The 23,606-nt window shown below is 65.9% G+C and carries 23 protein-coding genes; 11 read left to right on the top strand and 12 right to left on the bottom strand.

Annotation, left to right across the window (positions count from 1 at the left end; genetic code table 11):
• Nucleotides 1-39 precede the first annotated feature (39 nt).
• Nucleotides 40-1,173, bottom strand: coding sequence for a hypothetical protein (locus JRN21_05285; protein ID MDG6988724.1), 1,134 nt, complete (start codon nt 1,171-1,173; stop codon nt 40-42).
• 142 nt (nt 1,174-1,315) lie between these two features.
• A complete protein-coding gene (locus JRN21_05290) occupies nt 1,316-1,825 on the bottom strand; it encodes a hypothetical protein (GenBank protein ID MDG6988725.1) in 510 nt (169 codons plus the stop codon).
• A gap of 118 nt (nt 1,826-1,943) precedes the next feature.
• Here JRN21_05290 and JRN21_05295 point away from each other — a divergent pair, with 118 nt between their 5' ends.
• Both JRN21_05295 and JRN21_05300 read left to right on the top strand, forming a co-directional pair.
• Nucleotides 1,944-3,620, top strand: a complete 1,677-nt coding sequence (locus JRN21_05295) for a hypothetical protein (protein ID MDG6988726.1) — start codon at nt 1,944-1,946, stop codon at nt 3,618-3,620.
• Between the two features lie 257 nt (nt 3,621-3,877).
• The gene (locus JRN21_05300) at nt 3,878-4,822 is read left to right on the top strand and encodes a VWA domain-containing protein (protein MDG6988727.1); all 945 of its coding nucleotides are present in this window, start codon (nt 3,878-3,880) and stop codon (nt 4,820-4,822) included.
• Between the two features lie 13 nt (nt 4,823-4,835).
• Here JRN21_05300 and JRN21_05305 read toward each other — a convergent pair whose 3' ends face one another.
• The gene (locus JRN21_05305) at nt 4,836-6,290 is read right to left on the bottom strand and encodes a hypothetical protein (GenBank protein ID MDG6988728.1); all 1,455 of its coding nucleotides are present in this window, start codon (nt 6,288-6,290) and stop codon (nt 4,836-4,838) included.
• Nucleotides 6,291-6,399: 109 nt separating this feature from the next.
• Here JRN21_05305 and JRN21_05310 point away from each other — a divergent pair, with 109 nt between their 5' ends.
• The 3 genes from JRN21_05310 to JRN21_05320 are packed head-to-tail and all read left to right on the top strand — an operon-like array spanning nt 6,400 to nt 9,235.
• Nucleotides 6,400-7,521: an ABC transporter permease gene (locus tag JRN21_05310; protein MDG6988729.1), complete on the top strand. Its 1,122-nt coding sequence runs from the start codon at nt 6,400-6,402 to the stop codon at nt 7,519-7,521.
• Nucleotides 7,518-8,186, top strand: a complete 669-nt coding sequence (locus tag JRN21_05315) for an ATP-binding cassette domain-containing protein (GenBank protein MDG6988730.1) — start codon at nt 7,518-7,520, stop codon at nt 8,184-8,186. The genes JRN21_05310 and JRN21_05315 overlap by 4 nt, the downstream gene beginning before the upstream one ends.
• Entirely contained in the window at nt 8,183-9,235 is a 1,053-nt protein-coding gene (locus JRN21_05320) for a hypothetical protein (GenBank protein MDG6988731.1), read from the top strand. Before JRN21_05315 ends, JRN21_05320 begins: the two co-directional genes overlap by 4 nt.
• Nucleotides 9,236-9,267: 32 nt before the next feature.
• Here JRN21_05320 and JRN21_05325 read toward each other — a convergent pair whose 3' ends face one another.
• Nucleotides 9,268-9,411 (bottom strand): hypothetical protein, encoded by a 144-nt coding sequence (locus JRN21_05325; GenBank protein MDG6988732.1) that lies wholly within the window; start codon nt 9,409-9,411, stop codon nt 9,268-9,270.
• 233 nt (nt 9,412-9,644) lie between these two features.
• Here JRN21_05325 and JRN21_05330 point away from each other — a divergent pair, with 233 nt between their 5' ends.
• Complete coding sequence (locus JRN21_05330) at nt 9,645-10,946, top strand: hypothetical protein (protein ID MDG6988733.1); 1,302 nt, start codon at nt 9,645-9,647, stop codon at nt 10,944-10,946.
• A gap of 43 nt (nt 10,947-10,989) precedes the next feature.
• Here the strand turns inward: JRN21_05330 and JRN21_05335 are convergent, their stop codons facing one another.
• Nucleotides 10,990-12,201, bottom strand: coding sequence for a hypothetical protein (locus JRN21_05335; GenBank protein ID MDG6988734.1), 1,212 nt, complete (start codon nt 12,199-12,201; stop codon nt 10,990-10,992).
• A 139-nt stretch (nt 12,202-12,340) separates the two neighbouring features.
• Between JRN21_05335 and JRN21_05340 the strand changes: the two genes are divergently transcribed.
• Entirely contained in the window at nt 12,341-12,658 is a 318-nt protein-coding gene (locus JRN21_05340) for a hypothetical protein (protein ID MDG6988735.1), read from the top strand.
• An 80-nt stretch (nt 12,659-12,738) separates the two neighbouring features.
• Here the strand turns inward: JRN21_05340 and JRN21_05345 are convergent, their stop codons facing one another.
• The 4 genes from JRN21_05345 to JRN21_05360 form a co-directional block, all read right to left on the bottom strand.
• Nucleotides 12,739-13,005 carry a hypothetical protein gene (locus tag JRN21_05345; protein ID MDG6988736.1) on the bottom strand — a complete coding sequence of 89 codons (267 nt, stop codon included), beginning with the start codon at nt 13,003-13,005 and terminating at the stop codon, nt 12,739-12,741.
• A gap of 86 nt (nt 13,006-13,091) precedes the next feature.
• The gene (locus tag JRN21_05350) at nt 13,092-14,258 is read right to left on the bottom strand and encodes an MFS transporter (GenBank protein MDG6988737.1); all 1,167 of its coding nucleotides are present in this window, start codon (nt 14,256-14,258) and stop codon (nt 13,092-13,094) included.
• A gap of 208 nt (nt 14,259-14,466) precedes the next feature.
• Nucleotides 14,467-15,807, bottom strand: coding sequence for a cytosine permease (locus JRN21_05355; GenBank protein ID MDG6988738.1), 1,341 nt, complete (start codon nt 15,805-15,807; stop codon nt 14,467-14,469).
• A 27-nt stretch (nt 15,808-15,834) separates the two neighbouring features.
• Nucleotides 15,835-16,233, bottom strand: a complete 399-nt coding sequence (locus JRN21_05360) for a PadR family transcriptional regulator (GenBank protein MDG6988739.1) — start codon at nt 16,231-16,233, stop codon at nt 15,835-15,837.
• Between the two features lie 89 nt (nt 16,234-16,322).
• Between JRN21_05360 and JRN21_05365 the strand changes: the two genes are divergently transcribed.
• Complete coding sequence (locus JRN21_05365; GenBank protein MDG6988740.1) at nt 16,323-17,267, top strand: isoaspartyl peptidase/L-asparaginase; 945 nt, start codon at nt 16,323-16,325, stop codon at nt 17,265-17,267.
• Between the two features lie 104 nt (nt 17,268-17,371).
• On the opposite strand, the gene JRN21_05370 is transcribed toward JRN21_05365, so the two are convergent.
• A complete protein-coding gene (locus JRN21_05370) occupies nt 17,372-19,288 on the bottom strand; it encodes a hypothetical protein (protein ID MDG6988741.1) in 1,917 nt (638 codons plus the stop codon).
• A 124-nt stretch (nt 19,289-19,412) separates the two neighbouring features.
• Here JRN21_05370 and JRN21_05375 point away from each other — a divergent pair, with 124 nt between their 5' ends.
• Entirely contained in the window at nt 19,413-20,369 is a 957-nt protein-coding gene (locus tag JRN21_05375; GenBank protein ID MDG6988742.1) for a hypothetical protein, read from the top strand.
• Nucleotides 20,370-20,398: 29 nt separating this feature from the next.
• Here the strand turns inward: JRN21_05375 and JRN21_05380 are convergent, their stop codons facing one another.
• Nucleotides 20,399-21,109 carry a class I SAM-dependent methyltransferase gene (locus tag JRN21_05380; GenBank protein MDG6988743.1) on the bottom strand — a complete coding sequence of 237 codons (711 nt, stop codon included), beginning with the start codon at nt 21,107-21,109 and terminating at the stop codon, nt 20,399-20,401.
• Nucleotides 21,110-21,252: 143 nt separating this feature from the next.
• Between JRN21_05380 and JRN21_05385 the strand changes: the two genes are divergently transcribed.
• Nucleotides 21,253-21,825, top strand: coding sequence for a hypothetical protein (locus JRN21_05385; protein MDG6988744.1), 573 nt, complete (start codon nt 21,253-21,255; stop codon nt 21,823-21,825).
• Nucleotides 21,826-21,840: 15 nt separating this feature from the next.
• Nucleotides 21,841-22,458, top strand: coding sequence for a hypothetical protein (locus JRN21_05390; GenBank protein MDG6988745.1), 618 nt, complete (start codon nt 21,841-21,843; stop codon nt 22,456-22,458).
• A 101-nt stretch (nt 22,459-22,559) separates the two neighbouring features.
• Here the strand turns inward: JRN21_05390 and JRN21_05395 are convergent, their stop codons facing one another.
• On the bottom strand, nt 22,560-23,195 hold the full coding sequence (locus JRN21_05395; GenBank protein ID MDG6988746.1) for a lactate utilization protein: 636 nt from the start codon (nt 23,193-23,195) through the stop codon (nt 22,560-22,562).
• Nucleotides 23,196-23,606: the final 411 nt, after the last annotated feature.

Here is a 23,606-nt window from a genome sequence, read left to right on the forward strand (position 1 = left end):
AGCGACGTCAGCTGTTTGCCGGCTGACAGCCGTGCGCCATCACCCTGCCGTCGTGGTCACGATCGACCAGACAGGATGGACTTCGGTGCCGTAGCCGTGGTCTGTGTCCAGGACGAGCGCGCCTGTTATCGTGATCCTGTCTCCCGGCTTGATCGAGGCGAGGACGCCAGCCAGCGACTGCTGCTGCGACGGCACCACTTCGACGTGGAGGAGGCCGCCTTCAAGGACGACGTTGCCGAGGGAGAGAAGATAGGAGTACTGGGGGTCGACCTTTATGTCGATGCCGAAGTCGTTGTCGTTCGCCGGCCCCGATGTCGGTGAAAGCCCTTCGACCACCCCGCTGACTGTGATGCACGTGCTCAGGACCCTCAACCTCTGGGGCCCCCAGACACCGTCCTGGACGGTGCCTCCTCCGGCGACGTTTCCCTGCATGCAGGAGGCCGAAGAGTTGGACTGTATCCATTGGGATGACGAAAGCGAGTCCGGGTAGAGCGGATAGAAGTCGTTGCGCGCGTTGTATGACGAGGCCCCCGCCCCGCTCGCGAGAGCCAGCGGCGTCCCCAGGAGCGCGAAGGCTATCAGGAGGGCAGGGAGCTTCCCATGCACGCTCTTCCTGAGGGCCAGGTAGGCCGCCCCGGCGAGGGCGACCGCGCCCACCAGGGTTGCCTGCGGTATCCAGAACGGGCTGGCGGAAAGGAAGATGCAGAAGGTCGCGACCATGGTGGCGCCCCCTACCAGGAGCGAGCCACGCCGACCATCCCTCACGGAGCTGGCGAGGATGTAAGCCGGGAGGATGAAGACGGCGTCGAAGAAGGTCAACGCGGTGCTTGATGCGTCGCCACCGTAGAAGGCGAACCCCAGAATCGTCGCGAGGACGGTTCCAAGCAGGACCGAGCTCACGGAAGCGCCGAAGGCGCCCATGCGCCGCCGCAGTTTCGAAAGGGCGTAGACCTGCACGGTCCTGACCACGACAGCTCCGACTATGACCAGCGTGAACGCAGAGTGGGTCAGTCCCGTCAGGGACATCGCGGCGGCGCTGCCGATGAGGAAGACCGCGGTGGCAGGGACCGGGTCCAGCAGGAGGCCGGCAGTGAGCATGCCGAAGGCGCTGATCCCGTACCCGAAGAAGAGGAGAGGGGCGTTCCCTATGGTTATGGAGGTGACGAACACCAACGCGCTGACGAAGAGGTACTCGACGCTGCTTCTCCGGTTCGTCCGGTGTCACCGCTCCATTTTCTGGGCCCTTGGCCAACTCCGCCCTTCCGCGTCATATAACCTCCTCGCCGGCCGTGCGCCTGGCTCGGGCTGCCTGCGGTCACTCCTTGAACTTCGGAGCCAACGGCGTGGCCCTGACCAGCCGCTTGACGTCCTCGCCCGCGCGACCGTCGAAGACGATCCTCTGGCTGCGCCAGAAGCCAGCCCCCAGGTCGAGCAGGAGGTCGCTGGACATCATCACCTTCTTCACCTTGACTTCCTTGACCTCGTCGTAGGGGAGCTTCGACTTCGCCGCGCTCAGGAGGCCAGGAGGCAACGCGCCCCCCTTGATCTGGACCACCGGCTTGTCGGCGACCCGCTTCTTCAGGTTCCCCCACATCCTCATCCCGACCAGCCCGCCCAGCCCGGAGAAGGTCGCAGGGTTGGCCGCTTCGAAGAGCCAGGCTATGGTGGTCGGCAGCATGCTCACGCTGGTAGCGAGCTCGCTCATCTTGGATATCGGGACCTGCAGCACCTGCCGGTCAGTGAAGACGACGGAGCGGACGGTGTAGTCGGGAGACTCGGCAGCGTAGTGGATCGCCCCGATGATCGTTTCATCTCCCCCGCTCAATGCTACGTTCTGAATATGTTTGATATTTAAGAAATCTAAGAGAACTTCTGCAAGTGACTTTGCAAGGTCGGCTTCTTTGGAAAGGATATAATCCCTAACAGGTTAGGGATTTGGGGCATTGAGGAAGTTCCGGGACTCGAAGAGGTCTGCATTCCTGGTCGCTTCTCTGCTCGTCGCATCAGCCTTCGGCACGGTCGCGCTCGCCGGGTCGACCAACGCGACGGCCCTCAGCACGCAAACGGTTGCGCTCATGACGACTGACGGGTCGTCGGCGTGCCCGCTCCTGTCGCCTTACGCGACCTGGACCCCGGCCACCGACACCTGCCTCGTCGCGGCACCTTTAGACGTGTTAGCTGGCGAGACGCTTGACGTAGGGACAGGGGTGACCTTGACCTTGCAAGCGGGAAGCACCGGCTTGAGCAACCTTGGTACCGTCAACAATGAAGGGTACATCAACGGGGACGGAAACCCCGGCATAAAGAATAACGGGACCATCAACAACGCAGGGATAATCAACGTGACGTCCGGCGCCTCTGAAGGCGTCGCCAACGGAGGGACCATCGACAACGCAGGGACGCTCATCGGCATTTCCGGCGTCGGCAACGCCGGCGTTGGTCAGGTCGAAGTCGTCGCATTAGCCGGCATCTCAAACTTCGGGACCATCAACAACGCAGGGACGCTGAACGGGACCGCCATCCATGGTACCACAGGCATCTACAACGCTCCCAGCGTGTCATTCTACATAAACAACGATCTTTTCCACACGGCTCCGGGCGTGATCTTCGACTACTGCGGGGTCGCCCCCACATCCATCCCACCCTTGACTGGCGTCGAGCCGACCGGCGTGTCGTGCTACGTCGTGACGTTCGACCAGAGCGGCATCCCGGCCGGTGTAGCCTGGGGGCTCTCGGCATCATGGGGGCCCTTCGTCATCCCTCTGAACAGCACCACGGACGGCGGGAGCGTCGTCTTCGGCGTGAACACGACCCTGGGGTCCCTCGTCTACTCCTACAAAGCGCCGTCTGCCACCCCCGGAACGCAGTATGACTGCGTCTCTGGGTGCAGAGGGACAGACAATGTAGGGGCGGCAACGGCCTTCAGGGCGACGTTCGCGTCGGCCCTCCCGGAGACCTTTTTGGTGCTCCAGTCGGACTTCTCGACCCTCCAGTCGGACCTGATGTCGAACTTCACCAGCATATCGGGCGGCATCAGCGGCATCCAGTCAGGGCTCTCAGGCGTCTCAACTGCACTCTCGGGGATCTCGACGGGTCTGGCGTCGGGATTCTCCACCGTAGAGGCCGGCATCTCCACTGTAGAGTCTAGCATAACTGCTCTGGAGTCGAGCGTCTCGTCACTCTCGACATCGGTCGCCAGCGGCTTCTCCACGGTGGACGCCGACCTCGCAGGCATCTCGTCGCAGGTCAGCGCGCTCCAGGCCAGCATCGCGAAGCTGGCCCAGACCCCCCAGATGACCGTGGGGAGCGGCGCCAGCGTCCTCACCCCGTCCTCCCCCGCCGCGACGATCTACGCGAGCCCGTCTGGGAGCCTGGGGACGGTCACGCTCACCATGAACACCACCGGCGTCGGGACCAAGGACGTTGTGACGGTCATGGTCTTCACGGACCCGAGCAACCCGACGGTCTACCTCCTGCAGACCGTGGCGTCCAAGGGAGACAACCCCCTGTTCACCACGACGGTCGCAGCTTGGAAGGTGGAGGTGGTGTCGTCCTTCGGGGACAAAACGACGGCCATCACGGTCAACTGGGCATACACGGCCAGCGCTCCGCCGTCATAGAACGAGAGCGGACAGGCTTAGGGGGACCTGCGAGTCCTCCGCGGCACCTGCAACCGGAGCAGGCGCCCGCGCCGAACGAGAAGCGCCCGGTCCCTGCCGAGCCCTACGTCGCTTCCGATGCGAGCTTGATGTAAGACTCATTCCTCACGGCAGCCACCAGGGCCAGCCCCGCGCCGCAGTCGGGGATTAGACCCTTGTTGCGGAGCGCAGGCGGCGGAGAGCGCATTTAAGCCCCCCCGGCAGGCATCGGTCCTGGGTTGTGGGACATCCTCTACGCCATCGACGCCTCCTCCAGCATGGCCGACGTCCACAGGTCCCCCAGGGGGACCAGCTTCGTCAAGATGGACCTGGTGAGGGAGACCATAGCGGGGCTGCTCGGGAGCGGCCAGCTCCCCTTCGGCAGCAGGCTCGGGGTGATGACGTTCCAGGCGCCCACCCGGCTCGGAGGGATGTTCCTGAAGGGAGGGCAGGACATGACGAGGGAGGTGATACCCGTCACCCGGGCCGACGCCCTGACGAAGGAGGGGATGCAGTCCAAGATGAACGCCATCGAGACCAGCGGGGCCACCCCGTCAGGGATAGCCATCGAGGACGGGCTGAAGCTCCTCTACGCGGCCGAGGACGGGCCCCTGAGGAGGATAAAGAAGCTCGTGATGATAACGGACGAGAAGTCCAACGTGGGGCCGAAGCCGGACAGGGTGGTGAGCGACAAGGTGGCCATGAAGGCGATCATCGACATAATAGCCATAGGAGCGAAGATCAACCTGGAGACCCTGCAGAAAGTCGCGGCCCGGACCGGGGGGAAGCTCATGGTCGTGGAGAGCGCCGAGGAGCTCCTGGCCGCGATGAAGCCGAGGATCGACGTGAGGGGCCTCGGCGTGGACGCGGGGCTCCTCGAGGACGTGACGAAGGCGGAGCACGCGCTCTCCGCCGCGAAGCCCCTGGGAGCCTCGTCCATGGAGTACAGGCAGGCGCTCGAGCGTGCGCGCGAGGTGAGGGCCAGGGCGAACAAGAGGCTGATGGAGGTCCTGATGAACAAGGCCCAGGCCGACTCAGACGTGAAGGTGATAGTGTCCCAGCTGAGCAAGGGGATGTCTATGGCCGACTACGCGAGAAGGATCTGGCCGCGCGCGTCCGAGCTGGACCAGGTCGAGAAGGTGGAGAAGGAGCTCCGGGGCGCCACGGATAGACTGGCCGCCTAGGTCTGGGACGGGGTCAGCGCGGAGTCGGCGCCGGTCCGGCCCTGGAGGTCAGCGACCTCCTCGTCAGCAGGTAGGCCGCCAACACGCCTGCTATGAGGACGAACACCGCAGCGGACTGGAACGGGAACTCTGGGATGGAGCTGCCGGTCGTGGTGTTCGCGGTGGCGCTCTGAGTGGTGGAGACCGTCCCCACGCTGAAGCTCATGGGCGCCAGGGCCGACCCGTTCACGTTTATCCAGGTGGCAGACGTGGAAGTCTGCGAAGAGGGAGCCGGCACCCCCGAGGGGATGGTCAGCTTGCCGCCCCCGGTCGTCTGAATCGTCATGTTGACCTGGGTGGTCCCGATGGCGTCGAAGAACCCGGACTCGTCGAACTGTCCGCTGGAGACGGGCACGGTCGGGTTGAGGACGAGCCCGCCGAGCTTGAACTCGGTCTTCACCAGTCCGCTCGAAGACTGGTTCGTCTGCGCGTTGAAGGTGAGTCCGCTGATGTCGGAGGTGGTCGAATTGAAGAAGGCCCTCTGCGCCGAAGTGAAGTTCCCGGACGACGCGGACGACTGCGACTCCGCCTGTATGATCGAGTTCATGTTGAAGTTCGTGGGCCCGGTCACCGTCGCGTCGAATGTGATGGTCCCGGAGGAGTAGCCGAAGGAGTATTGGTATTCTGTCACGGCGTTGTCGACAGCGTTGAGGAGGTTCGCCTCGGCCGCGCACCGGCTGAGGGAAGAGGTCGCACAGATGGACGCGACCTCCGCGCCTGGGAGAGCAGTGAAGTTCCCTGTGAGGTCGAGGGTTATGGTGATGGTCGCAGAAGAAGCCCCGGGGCTGTCGGTTATCGTGAAGGCGGTCGCCGTGACGTTCGCCGCGGCGTAGACCGGGCTCTGGGCCAGCAGGGTGTTGATCTCGGTCGTGTTGAAGTGGCTCTGGTAAACGGAGATGTACTGGGGCAAGCTTGTCTCGTTTATGTCGACTGTCTGCCCGCTGATGGTGTACGTACCGTAGGTGACCTTGACGCTCCCTTGGGCCGTAAGGGCGGACGCAGTTCCGCTGTAAGTCAGGTCGAGGGTGGAGGTCGGGTTGCTTATCCCCGGCGAGCCGCTGATCGTGATCGTTCCGGACGACTGCTTGTTGGCGTAGCTCCCCTGCCCTGAGATCGACCCCGTGATGTTCGCCACATCCGCCGCAGGCAGCGTCGCTGTGGCGTGGATGGTCGCCACCGACTGGCCGCCAGAGCTCGACACGCTTGCGCTCGCCGTCACGTTAGGGACGGTCCCAGGGGTCGAGTAGCTTTCGTCCACAGACTGTTCAGCCAGCGTAAGCGACCCGGTGGGCCCCACGGTCACCGTGACCGATGAGTTCGAGCTTGATGAGGACGAGGTGGTGGAGGTCGTCGCCCCGGCCGACATCGGAAGGAAGGAGAGGGCGAGCAACGCCGCACCGATGAGAGCGAGCGCCGTCCTGTGATTCAACCGCACGCTTTTGTGAGCGACGATATATAGGCCTTGGCTATCGGACTCGAGGCGACCGGTCGGCCCAGGGCGAATCACCCTAAATAGAGACGGGGCCGCCGAAGGCCGCGTGTCTCTGGCGTCCCTGGGGCTCCGCAACTCGTTCAGGAAGCCCCTGAGGACCTCCCTTTCCGTGGCCGGGATCGCGCTCTGCATCGTGCTCGTGCTGACTGTCACCGCGGTGTCGGCCAGGTACACCACCGTCGTCGACCAGAGCTACACCATCTACCACGCCGACCTGCTTGTAGTGTCGAAGGGGGCGCTCCTTCTTGGGGGCCTCCCCCTGGGGGCTGTCATCTCCCAGGGAGCGGTGTCGGAGGTGGCGAGCGTGAAGGGGGTGACGTCCGCGACCCCCATCCTGATAGTGGTCGACGTGAACGGGCTGGTCCCGTCCAACATCACCATCGGGATACCCATCCAGAACTTCTCCATGTTCGCCTCCGCCACCCCCCTGACGCTCAAGGGGAGCTACCCCGCGTCACCCGACCAGGTGGTCGTGGGGAACTACCTCGCGTCGACCGGAGGGCTGGGGGTCGGCTCCACCATCCACGAAGCAGGCAACGTGCTGACCGTGAGCGGGGTGGCGTACACCTCCAACATAGTCCTCGGCAATGCGGTGATCATGCCGCTTCAGACAGCGCAGGAGTCCCTCGGGTACTCGGACCTGGTTTCCGCCGTCCTGGTGAACACCGACAACGCCACCGCGGGGGTCTCCGCGGGCATAGAGTCGTCGGTCCCCGGGGTGGGGGTCCTCTCCTACGGGGCGAGCCAGGAGATCACGGCCCCGCTCCTGTCTTCGGTGGGGACCTTCGACCTCGCCATGGCGGCGGTGGCGTCCGTCCTGGCCGGCCTCTTCGTCACGGTGATAGTCATGGTGAACATACTGGAAGAGAGGGAGGAGCTCGCTACGATGGTGGCCATGGGGGCCTCTGGAGGGTCGGTGCTGAGGGTGACCCTCGCCGAGACCGCGCTGGTGGCCCTGGCTGGGGCGGGGGCAGGGGCCGTCCTTTCGGGGGCGGCCACGGCCTTCGTGTTCGAGAGGTACGCCGGGCTGTCCCTCTCCGTCTCCCTGGGGACCCTTGGGACCATACTCCCTCCGGCGGACACCGTCCTCGCAGTGCTGGGGGTGCTCGCCATAGGGGTGGCGGTCGCGGTGGGGACCACCGTCGGGGTGGTCAGGAGGCTGGGATGAGCCCGCCGGTGGCGGCTCTGGAAGGGGCGACCAAGGCATACGGGGACGTGAAGGCAGTGGAAGGGGCCACCATAAGCGTCGAAGGGGGGAAGGTGGTGGGGGTAGTCGGTCCCTCCGGGTCTGGAAAGACCACCCTGATGGGGATGCTCGGGACCCTCCTGACCCCGACTTCGGGAAAGGCCTGCTTCGACGGGAAGGACGTCGCGGAGATGCCAGTCCCCCGGAGGAGGGAGATCAGGCTCCGCAGGATGGGGTTCGTCTTCCAGCAGCTCAGGCTGATGCAGAAGCTTTCGGTGATAGAGAACGTGAGGCTCCCCCTGGCCCTCGCCGGGAGTCCCACAGACGCCCAGCTCCGGAGGGCGTCGGACCTCGTCGGCGCGGTCGGGCTCGGGGGGAAGGAGAGGCGCAAGCCCCGGGAGCTGAGCGTGGGGGAGCAGCAGAGGGTCGCCGTGGCGAGGGCCCTGGTGAACAGCCCGGCCCTCGTCCTCGCCGACGAGCCAACGAGCCAGCTCGACTCGGCGACCGGGGGGAAGGTCCTGGAGCTCCTCGAGGGGCTCTGCCGGGAGATAGGGGCCGCCGTGGTGATATCGACCCACGACCAGAGGATGAGGGACCGCCTGGGAGAGGTGTACGAGATGCGCGACGGGGTCATCGGGCCGGGATGAGCCCGGCGAAGTGGCTCGGGGTCGCGTTCGTGCTTTTCCTGGCGTCCGGGGTGGCCCTGATAGTCGTCCCTGCCGCGTCTGTATCCGGGCTGAGGCTGACCACCGGCGCGCCCGTCAAGGTCGCCGGGTCCTTGGTGACTGTCCCCGTGCAGATATCGAACCAGGGGTTCCTGGGGATCGCGGTCTCGGGGCTGCAGGTGAAGGTCGTCGACGGCGGTGTGGTCCTCCTCTCCCACGGGATAGGGTCGGTAGACATCCCGCCCGGGGGGAAGGTCGCCTTCCAGGTCCCCTTCCTCAACGTGACGTCCCCGGCGACCGTCATCGGGAACCTCAGCGGTGAGGTGACGGGAGAGGCCGAGGTCGGCGGAATCGTGCCGGTGGGCCTCACCGTCGCCGCGAGCGTGGTTACGGCGGCCGCGTCCCCCGCAGCCGGAGGAGCGCTGGCGGCCTCCTTGCCGGCGGCCCTGATCGCCGCGGGCGCGGTCGAAAGGAAGGGAGGGGACGGGAGCGGGGAGGACGCGCATCGAGGGAGGACCCTCAGGTGGTGCGGCGGGGTCGGGCTGGCGGCGACCTACGTTGTCGTGCTCGTGGTCGCCCCGAGGCTCGCGGAAGGAGCGGTCAGCGGAGTGGTCTCCCGCGCGGCCGGGGCGGGCGCCGGGCTCGTCATGACTTCGGGGTTCGCCGGCTTCGTCATGGGAGCGCCCTATGCCGTGCTCTTGGTCGCAGTCGCGGCTGTCGAGGCTCTGCTCAAAGGGTCGGAGCTGGGCGTCTCCTGGAAGGGGAGGCTCAAAGTCGCGGAGGGAGCGCTCCTGGGCTTGACGTTCTACCTCCTACTCGGGGGCGGGACCACGCCGGTGGACCTGTACTTCAGGACTGTCGCCGCGGACTTCTCCGTGGGGGTGCTCCTGCCACTGGCCCTGCTGGAGATCGCCGCAGGGTCGAGGGTGGTCGAGGGGGTGGTCGAGGCCGGCTTCTCCGGCCCCGGGCGCAAGGGGGAAGATGGGGCTCGACAAAAACAAGTGGACGCCGCGGTCCGGCATCCACGATAGGCGTGTTCCCCAGTTCCGAAGGAGAGAAGGCGCTACTTCCCTGTTATCCTGAACAGGGTCGTCCCGCACGAAGCGCACTTGCCCTTCAGGGCATGGCGCCCGTTCTTGAAGGTCACCGTCTTGGGTGCGACGATGTCCCTCGATTTCTTCTCCTTCACGCAGAAGGCGCGAGTCATGAGCGGACAGGCGCCCCTGCGCGATATCAGCGGGCAGGTCATCCTTGTTGCGCCATCGTGACAGCGAGATTTGACAAAAAGTTCACCCCCGGGGTCACCGCCCGCATGCTGGGGGCCGCAGGTGGCGACGGACGCAGACGGCCAGGCGGGAGCTCGAGGGCCCCCGAGGAGGGGCGGCAGGCGGACATCCCTTCAGAATCGGAACGAGAGCTCGAATCCTTAAAGTAGCAACCATGAGACGGGAGAGAGGGTTGTCGCGCTCTAAGGAGTTCTCTGTCTTCGGCGAGGACTACGGCACCTCGGAGCTGAAGTTCGGCCCGGCCACCCTCGGCAACATCCCCGACGCGATAGAGAACAGAGGCTACTTCCCGGACACCCGCTCTTCCATGGTGAGGATGACCGGCGGGGCGGACAAGAAGCTCCTGGTGGTGGGGCCGGACGTCTCGAACTTCGTGGAGGCCAAGCGGGACATAGCCGAGAGGATGGTCTACCCGATGCGGAGCGGGGTCATCGACAGGGACGACGACAGGTCGTGGTCGGTGGTCAAGGAGCTGACCAGGTACGCGCTGCTCAGGCACGTCCCCGAGACCCCCGGGTTCGAGGGGGTGAAGGTGGTCGCGGCGCTGTCGGCGGCGGCGCCGAGGTACATGTACGACAGGCTCTTCGAGATACACAGAGAGATCAACCAGGAGGAGGGGAGGAACGTCGTGAAGGCCATCTCCATCATCCCCCAGCCCTTCGCCGTCGCGATATCGCAGAAGGTCCTCGCGTGCACCGTCCTCGAAGCGGGTGCCGGAAATTGTCAAGTGGCGCCCGTCAGCAGCGGGATGATCTTCAACGCGCTGATCACCATGAACCGCGGGGGCGGGGACTGCGACCTGGTCGCAGCCGAGATACTGAGGGACGCGGGGTACGGTGACCTGGCCAGGGAGCCGAAGCTGGTCAAGCTGTTCAAGGAGGCGGTGGGGCTCGTCCCGAAGAGCCTGAAGGAGGTGATGGCGGACAAGAGCAACCCCAAGCACGGGTTCGTCTTCAGGATCCCGAACACCAGGATATCCATCGACCTCGACAAGAACAGCTGGCAGAGGTACCTCATCGGCGAGTACTTCTTCGACCCGTCCAACGAGTACTACGCTTCATACTACAGGCGCGGGTTCCCGAAGCCGGCCGACTCGTACGCCGAAGGGAAGGCCATCTCCGGCACCACCGACCTCGCCGAGGTCATAATCCAGTCCGTCCAGAAGTGCAGCTTCGAGATCCAGCCGGCGCTCTACAGGTCCATCTTCCTCTCCGGGGGAGGGTTCTCCTGGCAGGTCCCCCAGGGGACGGAGCCGTTCGCTGTCGACTCCTCCACCAAGCTCAGGCTGATGCTCGAGGAGAAAGGGATCCAGGGGGTCGACGTCAAGCTCACTAGCCACCCCGTCTACAACGTCTGGCAGGGGTGCGTCGCCTACGGGATGTACATCCCGGACGACTTCACCTGGGACTGGGACGAGCGCGAGGGGTGGCAGTACCTGGACGGGAAGCAGAGCTAGCGGACTTCGGTTGGCGAGCCGCAAGATGACGGGGACTCGTCGGCTACAGCTTCGTCTGGACCGACGTCTCGCCGCCGAATAGCCCCCTGGTCTTCAGCCACCCCACGAGCGAGTGCCCTGACGTAGACGCGACGGAGAGCCCGACGAGCGCGAGGGACGCGGACCGGAGGAGAGCCATCAGCTGCGGCCAGGTCCAGGCCCAGGTGGGGCACCAGGTCGGGTCGTTCCCCGACGCCGGCGGGCACGAGCTTCCCCCGATCACGCTCGGCTGGACGAACCAGGTCAGTATGATGAGGGCGTTGAAGGCGTCGAAGAGATAGAGGGCGGGGGTGGCGACCCCCAGGACGGCGATCACGGGGACCAGGGTGACGTTGAACTGCGGGGCGTAGATGTAGGTCCCGAGGAGGTAGGCGGTGAGCGCGAGGAAGCTCCGGGGGACCAGAGGCATCTTCAGGGTGTAGACCCTGACCAGGAGGAGCGCCACGACCGCGTACCCGAAGTCCTTGGCCAGGTGGGAGAACGGGTTCGAGAACCACGGGATCCAGATGTACCAGGCGTCCTCCAGCCCCCACCCTGAGAAGAAGCTGAGGAACTGCTGGAACCACCCGAAGTTGAACAGCGCTATGGGGACGAACGAGACCCCGGCCGCTGCCAGCGAGACGGCGAGATATCTCAGCCGGGGGCTCCTCCCGGACAGCTCGAGGAGGAAGACGGGGAGGAGGACGATGGCTATCCCCTTGGTGGCGACGGCCGCGCCCAGGAAGACCGCCGACCACCCTGGCCTCTTCTCGACGAAGAACTGGAGGGCGAGGACCACGAAGAGCGCGTCGAAGAGGTCGAAGTTGTACACGCTGTAGATCAGCATGCTCGGCAGGAAGAAGTAGACAGGGTTCAGCTCGGTCCCGAGGGCCCTGGCGAGGCGCCATGTAGACCACCCCATGACGGCCCCCGCCGCGAGGCTGAGCGCGCTGAACGAGTCGTAATAACCAGCGTATAGACCTCCGACAGCACCCGAGAGGTACCCTCCGACGACCCTCGCCGCGTAGAGGAAGACCCCGGCCAGCGGAGGGTACTCGAGGAAGGAGCCCGGGGAAGAGTCGGGGACCTGCCCGGCGGCCACCCAGCTCCTCCCCCAGAAGGAGCCGATGTCGCTGTAGATGCTGGGGACGCTCAGGCTGGAGTGCACGAACGCGCTGAACAGGACCGCCGCCACCGCGGAGGTCACCGCTGCCCACATCAGGCGCCGGTCGGCCATAGGTCGGCGGTCGGCCGTCGGCATAATATGGTTAAGCCTCGGGGGCCAGCACCCCTCTTCAGGACCGGCCTGCGCCTCCGGGGGTCGGCGCCGCAAAAACAGCATAGATTATAATACGGGAGAGGGATTCGCATCTCTGTTGGTCACGATCGCGCTGCCTGACCTGTCGACGACATTCCTCATCGCGGCCATCGTCCCCATCATCATTGGGTTCATAGTCGGAGTGATAATCAGGAACGCCATCAAGATCGGGATAGCCATCGCCGTACTGGTCGTCCTCCTGATCGCCCTGGGGATCCTCACCCCCTCCCAGGTGCTGACGCCGCTCGCCGGCCTGGTGAAGCCAGGGTCGACGCAGGCCACAATCACCGCCTACGCCAACAGGGTGGCCGGATACCTCCCCTACTCGTCCATCACCTTCCTGATAGGGTTGGCAGTGGGGCTCCTGAAGGGCTGAGCCGGTCGGCACATCCCCTGTCTCCGGCACGATTTCCCGTTTAGACGGTCCCTGCCGACGCCAGAAAGCTCAGGCGAGGGTCAGCCGATGACCCACTCTTGCGGCGGGCCCCGGACGCCGGCGCAGTCTACCACTCCCTCGACCCTCCGCAGGAACGACGGGCAGGCGAAACAGACGAGGAAGGCGACCTCCTTCTTCAACACCGGGCAGTCGACGCTCTCCTTCTTCATCCTCGATATCGCCTTCGCGCTCGCCGCGCCCTTCAGCTCCGCGGAAACGACCTTGGGGACCTTCTTGGGCTTGGCCGAAGGGTAGATCTTCACTTTGAACTTCGTCTCTTGAGACACGAGGTTCCCTCCCGCGGCGACGGGATAAAAGCCTGAGGGTCGTCGTAACCGGTCCTGGCGTCCCGTCTCCGGGGCGCGGGCCCTGGTCAGACCCTGAGGGAGCGGACGTCGGAGAACAGGAGCAGGCCGAAGGAGAAGGCCGCCGTCCCCAGGGCGGCCAGCATGAAATCGAAGCCGACCCCATAGGCGGCGATGATCACCCCTCCCGCCACCTGCCCCGCTGGGCTCGCCGCCAGGCTCCCGACCTCGTCGATGCTCAGGTACCTGCCGAGCACTTCGTGGGGGACGAACTTCTGGACCCCTGTGAAGAAGGTGGTGTTGCCGAACCCGCCGAAGGCGGTGCCCGCGAAGATGAAAGCGGCCGCGGTCGCCGGCGCGGGAAATATCACCGGCCCGAGGATGCACAGGCCGGCGATCCCCCAGGGGAGCGCGAACCAGACGCCGAAGCGCCGCTCCGGGTGGAGCCTCCCCACCAGGAGCGAGCCGACGGCGAAGCCGAGCCCTCCTGCCGCGCCGAGAAGACCGAAGACGAAGGCGGGCTGGTGGAGGACGGCGCTCACGTACACCACTATGAACGTGAAGAAGAGGCTGAGGAAGAAGTTGGCCCCGAACGACGCGAGGGTCAGCTTCAGGAGCCCTCTCTCCCCGCTGATGTACGAGAACCCGCCCCTGAGCTGCTGCATGAACGGAGGGTGCTCCTTCGTGTCAGCCCCGGCCGGCGCCCTGGACGAAAGGGAGAGCGAGACGAAGACTATCAGGAGGGCCGAGACGACGTAGCTCGCGCCGTTGAAGGCCAGCGTCGCCGCCACCCCCACCGTGGCTATCATGATCCCTCCGAGCGGGCTCCCTACGATGGACGCCACTTCCTGCGCCGCGGTGAAGAGCCCGTTAGCAGAGCCCAGCTGTTCCTTGTCGACCGCCCGGGGGAGGAACGAGTTGATGGCGGGACGGAACAGAGACTGCCCCATCCCCAAGACGAACACCGCGCCGAGGACGACGTAGAGCTGGAACCCGAAGAGGACCAGGGACGCGGCGAACGCGACCATGGTCGCCGCGCGGAACGCGTCGGCCACCACCATCAGCCTCAGCTTGTCGTAGCGGTCTGCGAGGGTACCGCTGAAGACCCCGAAGAACACCCTGGGGACCACCCCCGCCACGCCGATCAGGGCGACGTCGAGGGGAGAGCCTGTGATGGTGTAGACGAGCCAGTTTATGGTGAGGAGCCCGGCCGAAGACCCGATAGAGGATGCCACCGAGCCGGTCCAGAGCCCTGCGAATACCCTCTGGTGGAAAAGAGAGCGAGGCTTCCCTCCGCTCCCTGAGTCGGGGGGTCCTGCTATGGTCTCCCCAGCTCGCCTGTATGCATCGGGACGCCTCCTGGTCTGAAGGAGTTGATGAGTCTTCTGCGCCTGTAAAGGGCCGAAGGGACTCGCGTTCGTCTGGCCGGGACGGGGCGTCCGGCTAGCCGGAAGAGCGCGCCTTCCCGCTCCTCAGGACGAACGTCAGCGCGCAGGCGACCCCGAAGGAGACGAAGTAGGAGTAGTCGGCGCCTCCGAAGAGGTAGGCCAGGGCGCCGAAGGGGTAGCCGAGGTTGAGCGCAGGGACCATGAACGGGACGGATATCACGACTGCCGCGAGATACGCCGCGAGGGCCCGCCAGTCCCACATGCGCGGGTCGGCCGCGGTCGCCACAGTCGTCCTCCCGAGGACGAAGTAGTCCACCAGGACCACCCCCAGCCACGGCGTGATCCAGTAGTCCAGGACGAGCAGGAACGACTCGAAGTTAGCGGCGAAGTTCGCCTGGCCGTAGAAGGTCAGCGCGAGCCCCACCGCCCCGCCGGCTATCACGGCTATCCAGCGCTTCGTCCTTACGTCGAGGACGAGGGCGGACAGGGAGTTCGTGTACAGGTTGAGCGAGTTGGCGGCTACAGCCCCGAGGAGGATGGCGAGGATCGCGTAGGGGCCGAAGGAGCCCGTGAGCTGATAGAGCCCCTGGAAGAGCCCCAGGTTCGGGGTCAGGGTCCCGACGACCGCCCCGATGACCTCGACGGCGAAAGACGCGACCGCGCCTCCGGCCAGGGCGAACAGGGCGACCCTCTTCCCCGAGACCCCCGACGGGAGGTACCTGCTGTAGTCCGACGCGTAGGGGGACCAGCTCATAAGATAGGAGAAGGAGACCGCCAGGACCACCCCAACCGAGCCGAGGGTGATGTCAGGGTAGGCAGGGGCGAGGAGGACCAGCTGCCCTCTGTCGGCCCCGAGGGCGGAGGCCAAGACCCCGAGGAAGAGGAGCCCCAGGACCACGGCCATCACCTTCTCGTAGAGGTGGATGAAGTCGTGGCCGAAGACGACTATCAGGACCTGGGCGGCGACGAGCAGGGCGGCGGCAGCGTAGTAGTTCAGCGAGGGCCAGACCACCTGGAGGGCCGTGACCCCGAGGATCGTGTTGACCACGAACCAGCCGACGGTGCTGAGCCAGTTGAGCCCGCCGAAGACGTAGTTCCCCCGCCGGCCGAAGGTCGCCCGCGAGGAGAGCATCTGGGGGAATCCGAGCCTCGGCCCCATGGCCGCCGAGAGGCCGAGCATCGCCCCTCCCAGGAGGTTCCCTGCCAGGAGGACCGGGACGGACTGGGAGAAGGTGAGCCCGAAGGAGCTCACGGCGAGGACCCCTATGACGTAGTCGGCCACCGTCAGGTTCGCGGCGAACCAGAGGGTGAAGGTCCTTCCGGGGGAGCCGTGGCGCTCCTCCTCCGGGACGTGCTCGATCCCGGTCCTTTCGACCTCCGCCGGCCTGTCAGCCAATGGACGCGTTACCTACGGCGAGCATTTCTAACCCTTTCCGGGCTCGGGGCCGCCCTCCAGGGTGCCCGCCATCGCCATGACCTTTTCCTTCAGCTCCTTCCTCCCTGCCAGGGCTGAATACACCGCCAGGAGCCGCAGCTGCCGGGCCACGTCCGCCTCGGTCTCCTTCGTCAGCCTCGCCAGCTCCTCCTTCCCCTTCCCGGATATGATGTACCTCCGGACGTTCCCTTCGCGCTTAGGCAGCTCTGTGATCAGCCCCTTCCTGAGCAGCTCCCCGAGCATCAGGTAGATGGACCCGGGGCCCGGGCTCCACTCGCCCGCGGTAGCGCGCCTTATCTGGCTGGCAAGGTCCGTCCCCGAGAGGGACGACTCGGACAGCATCTTCAGGGCGGCCAGGCGCAGCACCCCTTTGGGGACGCTAATCATCTTCTCCCCGGACCAAGCAAACGTGACTCAAGCGCGCCCAACCTGTACGGCCAACAGTCCTTCGACGAAGGGGCACGACCCTCTCTGTCATGTTAAGCTTTTCATACGTTCGGACGGGCCCGAGGCTCGAGAGCCATCTGAAACCATCCATCATAGTCCATGGCGGGGCCGGGAGCGGGAGGTACGCGAAGAACGACAGACGGTACGGCGGGCTGGAGGGCGCGGTGGAGGCGGGCCTGTCGGCCATGAAGAAGGGGTCAGGGATCGACGAGGTCGTCGCCGCGGTGAGGAGCATGGAGGACTCGGGGCTGTTCAACTGCGGGAGGGGGGCGTGCCTCACGGCCGAGGGGAAGGCCGAGCTGGACGCCGCCGTGATGAGCGCCGAGCGTCTGGCCGGGGCCGGGGTCGGCAACGTCACCTGCACCCACAACCCCGTCGCGCTGGCGAGGTGGGTGATGGAGAACACCGAGCATGTCCTTATCGTAGGGGAGAGGTGCAGGGACTACGCGAAGCTCGCTGGTATCAGGGTGGAGGAGCTGACGCCGTCGGCGCAGGCGCTCGAAAGGTTCCGGGCGTTAAGAGGGAAGGCTCCCTACAGGAGCAACCTCCGCCTCGTCAGGCGGTTCAGGACAGGGGACACAGTAGGGGCGGCGGCCGTCGGGGCTGACGGTGTCCCGGCCGCGGCCGTGAGCACGGGGGGGAGGTGGATGAAGCTCCCGGGGCGGGTGGGGGACTCCGCCATACTGGGGGCGGGGGTGTTCGCAGGGACGGGTGGAGCTGCGAGCGCGACCGGGTCAGGGGAGGACATCATCAGGGTCTCGCTGTCGATGAAGGCGGTCGAGTTGGTCTCGCGGGCCGGCGCGGCAGGAGGGGCGACGAAGGCGATCCAGATGGTCACGAAGGCGAGGGGGGAAGGGACGGCAGGGATAGTCACCGTGGACTCGAAGGGGAGGGTGGGGGCGGCCTACAACACCGAGTCGATGGGGAGGGCCTGGTGGGACAGGGAGAAGGGGCGGACGGTGGCCACGTTCTGACGGGCCGTCCTGATGCGTACGAGGCAGGGTGACACCAGGGCCCGTCTGGCCGCGGCACGGCGCTCCCCGCTAGGAGAGGCCGAGGAGGTGGCGCCCTCCTTAGGCTAGACCGGGATACCTACCTTGATGCAGAACTTCGCGAAGCGGGGGTCCTTGCGGAGCTCGCCGAGGAACGGGTCCGTCTTGATCAGGAACCCCCACGCGTGGGCGTCGGCGAGCTGGTCGAGGAAGGCGAAAGCCCTGTCGTAGTCCTTCAGCAAGGCGCTGACCACGAACGACGTCTGCAGGACGAGGGTGGAGCTGGCGTCGCCGCCCCCGATGTCCCTGATGGCCTCGTCTGCGTCGTCTCTCTTCCCCTGGAGGGCGAAATAGACCGCCTTCTCCGCCTGCAGCATCGTGTTCCCGCGGCCGTCCCTGAGCCCCGACTCGATGGCGTCCCAGGCGGCTCCGTAGTCCCCGGTTATGAGATAAGAGGCGGTGACCGCATCCTGGAGGTGGTAGTTGTGCGGGTAGAGCTCGCGCATGTGGCCGAGTATCTTGGACGACTCGTCCTTCTTCCCCTCTATGAGGAGCACCTGCGAGAGCAGGATCCCGTCGATCGATGAGAGCGGGTCGAGGGCGTATGCCCGCCGGAAGTTCGCCTCACTGGCTTGGAGGCGCCCGAAGGCGCCTTCGACCTCGCCCAGGAGCCTGTAGGCGTCGGAGAGGTTTGGATTGAGCCTCACAGCCTCCTCGAGCTCCCTGCGCGCCTCCTGGAACCTGTCGAGCCCCATGTCTACGCTCGCCATGGCGGAGTGGGTCTCAGCTATCTCCGGGCCGACCTCGAGCGCCTTCCGGGCGGCCCGTTCTGCCTTCGCCAGGCTTCCCGCATAGTCGCCGAAGTAGCCCAGGTGCCTGTAGGTTTCGGCGAGGAGGGCGTAGGCCTTCGCGAAGGAAGGGTCCCTGTCCACGGCCGACTCCAGCAGGGCGATGGCCTCCTCCTGGCTCGACTCGGCCCCCTCGTGGCAGAGGCTCATGGCGCGCAGGTAGACCGTGTACGCGTCTGGGTTGCCGGTGGACCCGGCCGCGGCCGGGGAGGAGTCAGACATGCGCGCCCTCAGGGCGTCGGCCACCCTCGCCGCGATGTCCGTCTGGATGGCGAAGACATCGTTCATGTCTCTGTCGTAGCTTTCCGCCCAGACGTGCCTGTCCTTGACCGCGTCTATCATCTGCACGGTGACCCTGAGTTTGTTGCCTGCCTTCCGGACGCTCCCCTCCAGGACGGTCCCCGCGTCCAGCTCCCTCGAGATCTCCCTGATCGGTTTGACGGCCTTCTTGTACTGCATCACTGAGGTCCGGGAGATGACCTCCGCGCCTTCGATTCGGGACACGGTGGAGATCAGCTCCTCCGTCATGCCGTCGGCGAAGTACTCGTCGCCGGGTTCCGGGCTCATGTTTGAGAACGGCAGGACCGCCACCCTCCTCCCCTCGGGCCGCCGTTCCTGCGGCGGCTTCGACTCCCAGGGCATCTTGACCCTGAACACCTCGACGGGGGAGCTGACGTTCTTCAGCTCTTTCTCCCCCAGGGAGACGAACGGTAGGTTGAACTTGTTCCTGACCTGGTCGTACACCTGCCTGGAGACGCACACCCCTCCCGGCTCGGCCAGCGGCTCGATGCGCGACGATATGTTGACGGCGTCCCCGAAGACGTCGCCGTCCCGGTGGATCACGTCCCCCAGGTGCACTCCGACCCTGATGACGACCCTCCAGCCGTCCCCGGCGGTCTCGTTGTAGTCGTGCAGGATGGCCTGGACCTCGGCCGCGCACCGGAGGGCGTCCAGGGCGCTTTCGAACTCTACCAGGAACGAGTCCCCGATGGACTTCACCTCCCTTCCGTTGAACTTCGGGAAGCACGGTCTCAGCAGGGCGTCCTGCTTGCGGAGCAGGTCCATGGTCTTGGACTCGTCGGACTGGGTGAGGGCGGTGTATCCGACCATGTCCGTGAACATGATCGCGGCGAGCCTCCTCTGGTCCTGCGACAACTGTAGGAAGAGCGCTGCTGAGCACTTGGAGATAAACGCGTTGCGTGGCGCCAGCTTCGCCACGAGGGGCCCGGCTGCGCCCTTCTGCGGACCCGTTATATCCGGGCCGCGGCAGCGGCCGGCGTTGAAAGCGTACTGCATTTCTCATGTCAAGGACGTCGACGGGCTCGGCGCCGGGTCGCTTGCTGCGGCGGCGACCGGGGGGACGGTGCTCCTCACTGACTACGACGACGTGGTAGCGAACCTCAGAAAGGTCCCCGGCGACGCCGACCGGGTGGTGGTAAGCGACCTCGGGGCGGACACGGCCGACTTTCCGGACTTCCTCGCCGAGATGAAGCGGCTGGCCGGCCACGCCAGGGTGACGTACATCGACCACCACTACATGACCGACGCCGCGAAGAGGAAGCTGAAGAGTGCGGGGGTCCAGGTGGTGCACGACGTGCGTGAGTGCGCGAGCATGCTGACCTACAGGACGTTCAGGGACTCCCTCCCGGAGGGGGCGAGGCTGATCGCCCTGTACGGGGCGGTGACCGACTACATGGACGACTCCCCCATGGGGAAGAAGCTGATGGAGAAGACAGACAGGCACCTCGTCCTGGCCGAGTCGACGATCCTGGCCCTCGCTCTTGCGAACAGGGCCGAGGAGGCGGGGTTCCCCGAGCGCGTGGTGGGGGAGCTGGCCGCCATGAAGTACCCCCACGAGATGGCAGGCGTCGCCGAGGCGGCCGTCCGCCAGCTCGTGCTGGAAGCCGGGCTTGTGAAGGAGGTGGAGAAGTCAGGGACGAAGGCGGGGAGGCTCGCATACATGGTCACGGCCCAGTACTCGACCGGAAACATCGCGAAGCTGCTCATAGGGGCATTCGACGTCCCTGTCGGGGTGGCCATGAAGGAGAAGAACGCCGGGTGGTACGAGGTGAGCCTCAGGGGGACGAGCGAGTGCAGGGTCCACCTGGGGAGGACGATCACAAGGGTGGCTTCGAGGCTCGGAGGGAGCGGCGGAGGGCACAGGAAGGCGGCCGGGTGCAGAGTCCCCTCGTCGAAGTCGGACGAGATGATCAGGGCGCTCGCGAGGGTCGTCTAGCCCCGCGGACGACGGAGACGCGGGCGGGCCTATGCCGGGACCGAAGACGGATGGGCTCCCCCCTTCTGGCACTTCGCCACGATCGCGCCCCCGAGGCTCATGCTGTGGATCGACGTCTCCCCCAGGTAGCGGGTCAGGAACTTCGCCAGGTCCGAGTTGTGGAGCACCAGGTTGTAGGTGTCGAAGAGAGACCCGTAGCGGAGCCCCGCCCTGCCGGCGGAGGCCAGCCCTATCAAGGGCGGGACCATCCTGAGGTACATCCCCAGGGCGACGGAGTTCAGGGGGTTGTCCGGTTTCCCCAGGTCGCAGAGCGCGAAGCGGCCGCCGGGCTTCAGGACCCTCCCCAGCTCCGCAAGGGCCACCGGCAGGTCGTGGGCGTCGCGGACCGCGAACCCCGAGACCCCCGAGTCGAAGGTCCTGTCGCGGAACGGAAGATACTCGAACGTCCCCTGGACGGCGTCCTGCGACCCCGACGCCTTCAGCATTACGCGAGACGCGTCGAGGAGGACGGGCGTCCCCTCCCTCCTCGCCACCACCTTCGACATGGTCCCCGGTCCCGAGCCTAGGTCCAGGACCAGGTCCCCCTCTCTGACCGCGAAGGAGACCGCCTCCTCGCGCATCTTCTTGTCGGCGAAGAGCGAGATCCTGCTCGACGCCAGCTCGTACGATGGGACGATCTCCTGCAGCGAGTTGACGACGTAGGCCCACTTGCCCTGGAGCCCGGGGCGGCGGTGCTTCACTCCCGGCAAACGCGTGGAAGACCTCTTCAAGCTTTACTGTCATGGTTATAACGTTCTTTTGGTATAGCGATGGTGCTGAGCACCCAAGAAGGGCGTGTGAAGGCAGCCGCGGCGCTACCTCCCGGAGGAGCAGGTCGCCTGGTTTGAAGCTGTCTAGGGGCCTCGGGATGCTCGCTTTCCTGATGGTGGTCCTGGCGATTTTCAGCATAGCGCTCCCGGTCTACTCTACCCTGCGGATCGGGGTAGTGGGGAAGCCTACATCCGCCCCCGACCCCGCCGACCCCTGCCTCGCCATCTACACCGTCGAAGTTCACAACGGAGGCATCCTCCCCCTTGACGGCGTCCGCGCCGACCTGAACTTCTCGGTCGGGGGCACGACGTTCCTCACCGCGGGGGTCCCGGTGGCCAACGTCCCCCCCGGCCAGACCGTCACCATGCACGTGACGTTCCCCGACATCAAAGTCAACGCGTCTTCGCCGTCGTCTGTGTCGTCCCTCGCCGGCTGTGCGCTGCCGGACCTGCAGAGCCTCTCGACCGCGACCAGCGCCAACCTGACCGGCACGTTCACGGCGGACCTGGGAGGGCTCATCCCGATCTCGGCCCGCTTCTCCACGGACGTCCCGATCAACGGCTCCGCCAGCCTTCCGATCATCGGGGGGCTAGGCGGGACCTCAAGCGGCACAGGAGGGCTCCCCGGGTTGCCGGGGTTCCCATAGGAGGGCGATGGCGCGTTGAGCAAGCGGCCAGGGACGTTCGGGTGGTCCGTCAGAGGAGACGCCTGGAGCGTCAGCGCGTGGCGTCTGGCCCTGGGAATAATCGGAGGGGCGATCACCTTCGGGCTGGCAGACGGGGTGAGATACGGGGTCAACGACGCCAGCGGGCTGGTCTCCGGTTCTTCGGCGGGGATCACCTTCTATTCAGACGTGATAGCTTTCATCCAGAGCCCTGAGTACTTCTACCTGGTCGGCGCGCTCATCGTGGTCCAGGTCGTCCACAACACGATCCGGAAGCCGTTCACGGTGAGGGGTCCGATCAAGATGGTCTACGGCGCCCTGATCGGGGCGATGTGGTTCTTCCTCCTCGCGGGAGGGATGGTCGACTTCAAGGTCGGGGTGCAGAACCCTGTGACGCTCAGCCTGTTCGTGAGCATCTCCCTGCTGATCACCCTCGGGCTCCTCGAGGCCTCGGCCGGGTTACGCGTCCTGCAGGGGCTGGTCGAGTTCTTCGAAGGGATGAGCGAAGCCGAGGCCAGCCTGAACGCTACGTTCGGAGACGGGAAGGGAACCCCGGCCAGTGGAGCGCCTTCAGCCGTCCCGGCCGGGTCTACGCAGACGCCTGCGGCCACCTGAGGCTCCCAGGGCGGGACCGCGTTCTGCAAGCCATGCGGGGAGCGGCTCGCTTCGGACGAGGCGGTCTGCTCCTCGTGCAGGACCCCCAGGGCCCCGCCTGCCTAGAACCCGAGGCTCTCGTTCACCAGAATGACGTGCACCTTGGGGCGGGTCTGCCTTTCGATTATCAGTGTCTTCGAAAGCACCGTCCCCGGAGCGCCCACCCCTTTCATCCTCCTGTCCTCCATCGGAGTGGAGTGCTCTCTGAGCCTCCTGAGCCCTTCCTCCAGGTTTCTGGCGACCTTCTGGGTCCCCACCACCAGGATCACGTTCTCGGCCCCGTAGGCGTAGGCGGCCAGCTGGCTGCCTGTCGCGCTCCCCGTGATCAGCTCCCCTTCTTCGGTGACCGCCTGGACGCTCCCCACGAAGTACTGCGCGTAGATCGCCGCATGCCTCAGCTCCACCTGCCTGTCCCTGTCTTTTTCGGCGAGTATCTCCCCCTTCAGGTTCACCCAGGGGCTCCCCTCTGACTTCAGGATGTCCATGAGCCCGATCTGTTCCTGGGTCGTCCCGCTGGTCATGACGCGCGCGCCGGCCGGGATGATCTTCTTTACCGCCTCGAGCGCCGACCCGCCGTCCCTGACGACCTCCGCCTCGAACCCCCTCGACTTCAGCGCAGCGACGGTCCTGTCCACCGCGGCCTGGTCGGCCAGCTCGTCCCACCTTTTTCCCGTCCCCTGTATCGCTTCTATGGTCATGGAGGCCCACCGATGGTCTGGATTTTAAACTAGTCGTAAGTCCTGACTAACTTGGCAGCCCCTACCTTCCTTCGGGCCGCTGTCGCGGGCGCTGGTTCTGCCTGCGCTGGGGGGATTGCCAGCGCCGGTGCTGGAGCAGGGGCAGGCCTGGCGACCCTGGCCGTTCTTCTCACGACCTTCCGCTTCGGGGCCCTTCTGGCCGCCTTCCGCGATGGCTGCTTGGCCCCGGCCCTTCTGGTGGCGACCCTCTTTCTGGCCTTCCCAGCGGGCCGGCGGGCTCTCTCCTCGGGCATAGGCCATCCACCCCGAAATGGCTCCGTTTGTCATTCGAGCTTCTCCCCGGATCTGCGTGTCTCGGGTCAGACCGAAGGGACGAGGAAGGAAGAGTCGTCCAGGCGGCGCGCGACTTCG

It is taken from the genome of Nitrososphaerota archaeon (genome assembly GCA_029785825.1).
Taxonomy (GTDB): Archaea; Thermoproteota; Nitrososphaeria; order Nitrososphaerales; family Gagatemarchaeaceae; genus UBA183.

Excerpts from the sequence above, each read along its gene's own strand:
- JRN21_05315 (MDG6988730.1), top strand. The coding sequence starts at position 7,518 with ATGAGCCCGCCGGTGGCGGCTCTGGAAGGGGCGACCAAGGCATACGGG.
- JRN21_05320 (MDG6988731.1), top strand. The coding sequence starts at position 8,183 with ATGAGCCCGGCGAAGTGGCTCGGGGTCGCGTTCGTGCTTTTCCTGGCG.
- JRN21_05325 (MDG6988732.1), bottom strand. The coding sequence starts at position 9,411 with ATGACTCGCGCCTTCTGCGTGAAGGAGAAGAAATCGAGGGACATCGTC.
- JRN21_05330 (MDG6988733.1), top strand. The coding sequence starts at position 9,645 with ATGAGACGGGAGAGAGGGTTGTCGCGCTCTAAGGAGTTCTCTGTCTTC.
- JRN21_05335 (MDG6988734.1), bottom strand. The coding sequence starts at position 12,201 with ATGGCCGACCGGCGCCTGATGTGGGCAGCGGTGACCTCCGCGGTGGCG.
- JRN21_05360 (MDG6988739.1), bottom strand. The coding sequence starts at position 16,233 with ATGATTAGCGTCCCCAAAGGGGTGCTGCGCCTGGCCGCCCTGAAGATG.
- JRN21_05365 (MDG6988740.1), top strand. The coding sequence starts at position 16,323 with ATGTTAAGCTTTTCATACGTTCGGACGGGCCCGAGGCTCGAGAGCCAT.
- JRN21_05395 (MDG6988746.1), bottom strand. The coding sequence starts at position 23,195 with ATGACCATAGAAGCGATACAGGGGACGGGAAAAAGGTGGGACGAGCTG.